Source organism: Streptomyces lushanensis, assembly GCF_001700515.1.
Taxonomy (GTDB): Bacteria; Actinomycetota; Actinomycetes; order Streptomycetales; family Streptomycetaceae; genus Streptomyces; species Streptomyces lushanensis.
The window spans coordinates 1-2837 of the sequence record NZ_MAUD01000459.1; the positions used below are offsets into that span (position 1 = coordinate 1).

Annotated in this window: 4 protein-coding genes; all 4 read left to right on the top strand. The window is 72.2% G+C overall.

Annotation, left to right across the window (positions count from 1 at the left end):
- A partial coding sequence (locus BFF77_RS29425; RefSeq protein ID WP_281196632.1) for an acyl-CoA dehydrogenase family protein occupies positions 1-684 on the top strand: 684 nt, incomplete at its 5' end.
- A gap of 195 nt (positions 685-879) precedes the next feature.
- Positions 880-1746 carry a phosphatidylinositol-specific phospholipase C/glycerophosphodiester phosphodiesterase family protein gene (locus BFF77_RS29430; protein ID WP_066955939.1) on the top strand — a complete coding sequence of 289 codons (867 nt, stop codon included), beginning with the start codon at positions 880-882 and terminating at the stop codon, positions 1744-1746.
- A gap of 119 nt (positions 1747-1865) precedes the next feature.
- Positions 1866-2060 carry a hypothetical protein gene (locus BFF77_RS29435; protein ID WP_066955941.1) on the top strand — a complete coding sequence of 65 codons (195 nt, stop codon included), beginning with the start codon at positions 1866-1868 and terminating at the stop codon, positions 2058-2060.
- Between the two features lie 178 nt (positions 2061-2238).
- Positions 2239-2667 carry an Asp23/Gls24 family envelope stress response protein gene (locus BFF77_RS29440; RefSeq protein ID WP_066955943.1) on the top strand — a complete coding sequence of 143 codons (429 nt, stop codon included), beginning with the start codon at positions 2239-2241 and terminating at the stop codon, positions 2665-2667.
- Positions 2668-2837: the final 170 nt, after the last annotated feature.

Genomic DNA, 2837 nt, shown 5'->3' on the forward strand with positions numbered 1-2837 from the left:
GACGGGGCACTGCCGGCCGGCCCGGGGACCATCACCGGTGTCGCCGACGGACAGCGGGCGGACGTTCTGCTGGTGCTGGAGGACGACGGGCTGTACGCGGTCGAGACGGCCTCGCCGGGCGTTGTCGTCGAACCGCTGACACCGCTCGATCTGACCCGGCCGCTCGCCGCGGTCACCGTCGACGCCGCGGCGGGGCTGCGGATCGCCGCGCCGCCCGTGGCAGAGGCCGCCGTGCGCCGCGGACTGCTGGCCGGGGCCGGGCTGCTGGCCTCCGAGCAGCTCGGCATCGCCGAATGGTGTCTGGAGGAGACGGTCGGGCACACCCGCGAGCGGCATCAGTTCAACCGTCCCGTCGGGTCGTTCCAGGCACTCAAGCACCGGATGGCACAGCTCTGGCTGGAGGTCGTCTCGGCCCGCGCCGCCGCCCGCAACGCGGCCGACGCGCTCGCCACCGGCAGCCCCGAGGCACCGCTCGCGGTGGCCCTCGCCCAGGCGTACTGCGCGCGGGTCGCCGTCCACGCGGCCGAGGAGTGCGTCCAGCTCCACGGCGGGATCGGGATGACCTGGGAGCATCCCGCGCATCTCGCCCTCAAGCGCGCCAAGTCCGACGAGCTCGCCCTGGGCTCACCGGGCCGCCACAAGGAGACGCTGGCGGCGCTCGCCGATCTACCGGGACCGCGGTAGTCCCTGCCCCCGCCCGGCAGGACAGGGGCAGGTGGAGCCGTGTCGGACCGCGCGGGGACCGCGGCGGGACCGCGCCGGGGCCGACTGAACCGCAGGTGGCGGGGTGACGAACTCTGCGGCGGACGGCCCCGGCCGGGCCCCGCCGCGGCGGATACTCGGCTGGTCCGCGCCCCACCGCGTTCCTCCGGAGGCATCATGGCCCTCACCACCCGCCGCAGAGCCGTCAGCACGCTCGCCGCCGCGCTCGCGGGAGTCGTCGCGGCTCCCGCGTACGCGCAGGCCACCTCGCGTACACCGGGCGGCCGGGAAGCCCGGCCGCTGCGTCAGGCACACGCCCACAACGACTATCTCCACGCCCGCCCGCTCCATGACGCGCTGGCGCATGGCTTCACCAGCGTGGAGGCGGACATCTTCCTGGTCGACGGTGAACTGCTCGTCGCCCACGAGCCCGCCGATCTCGACCCGGCCCGCACCCTCGCCGCGCTCTACCTCGATCCGCTGCTCGCGCGGGTACGGGCCAACCACGGCTCCGTGTACCGGGGTTGCCACCGTCCGGTCCAGCTCCTCATCGACATCAAGACGGACGGCGTCGCCGCCTACACCGAACTCCACCGTCAACTGACCGCGTACCGCTCCATGCTGAGCACCTACGCGCACGGCTCCGTACGCCTCGGCGCGGTCACGCCGGTCATATCGGGCGACCGCGCGGCCCGTGTGCCGATGGAGGCGCAGCGGGTGCGGTACGCGTTCTACGACGGACGGCTGGAGGACCTCGGGACCACCGCCCCCGCCTCCTTCGTCCCGCTCATCAGCAGCAACTGGACCCAGAGCTTCGGCTGGCAGGGCGCGGGCGCCTTCCCGGAGGCGGAGCGCGCCGAACTGCGCCGTATCGTCGCCACGGCCCATGGCCGCGGTCAGCGGGTGCGTTTCTGGGCGACCCCGGATGTCGCCGGTCCCGAGCGGGACGCCGTGTGGGCCGAACTGCTCGCCGCAGGTGTCGACCATCTCAATACGGACGACCTTGCGGGCCTCGAACGTTTCCTGCGTACGCACCGCGTGTAGCCGGATCACCCCCGTCAATCACCCGTACGGCGGACACGCCAGTCGGGGGTACGGGCCTCCTCCTCCGCCACACTGGCGGCCGAATGCCGCGATTCCGGTGCGGCGGAGGAGGTTTGTCGATGGCCATTTCGATCTCAGTGGTGCTGCTTCTGGTGATCCTCGCGGTGATCTTCGTACGCAACGGCGGCCTGAAGTTCTCGCACGCGGCGGTCTGCATCCTGCTCGGGTTCTTCCTCTCGGGCACGAGCATGGCGCCGACCATCGCGAACGGGATCTCCGCGACGGCCGGGGTGGTCAGCAGCCTCCGACCATGACGGCGCGCCGGTGGACACGGACCCGGGCGGGTCCGCGCCGGCGCGGAAAGCCCGCCACCGGCCGCGGTGACGGCTGACGAATGGCGTCACCACGGCACGCCGGGCAGAGTGGAGAGTAGAGGCGGGCCCGCGAGAGGCGCATCCCCTCCGGCCCGACGGCAAGAAGGGACGGCCCCTGATGGCAGCCAACGAAGCCACTCTCGCCGGCAGCAAGGAAAGCACGGTCAAGGGAAAGACCACCATCGCCGACTCGGTCGTCGCGTCCATCGCGGGCATCGCGGCCAGGGAGGCGAATGGTGTCCATGCCATGGGCGGCGGGGTGTCCCGCACCCTGGGCGCCGTACGCGGCAAGATGCCGGGCGCGGACGACTCCGCGCGCGGTGTGCAGGTGGAGGTCGGTGAGAAGCAGACGGCGATCGATCTCGGCATCGTCGTCGAATACGGCACACCGATCACCGAGACCGCGGGCAATATCCGGTCGAACGTCTCCGAAGCGGTGGAGAGCATGACCGGACTCGACGTCGTCGAGGTGAACATCGGCGTTCTCGACGTGTTCGTGCCCGGAGCCGAGGACGAGGAGACCGGCGAATCGCCGCGCGTGGAGTGAGGACGATCGGTTCGCACCGATGCCACCACGGGCACGCGAGCCCGGCGGGATCCGAACGAGAGGCCCTGAACGGGCCGTGATCCAGCCCGCGGCCGGCTCGTGCGGCTCGTCCTTGCGTCTTGCGCGTCCTCCGCGGCGGGTCGCGCCGTGTACCCCGATCCCTCACCGTC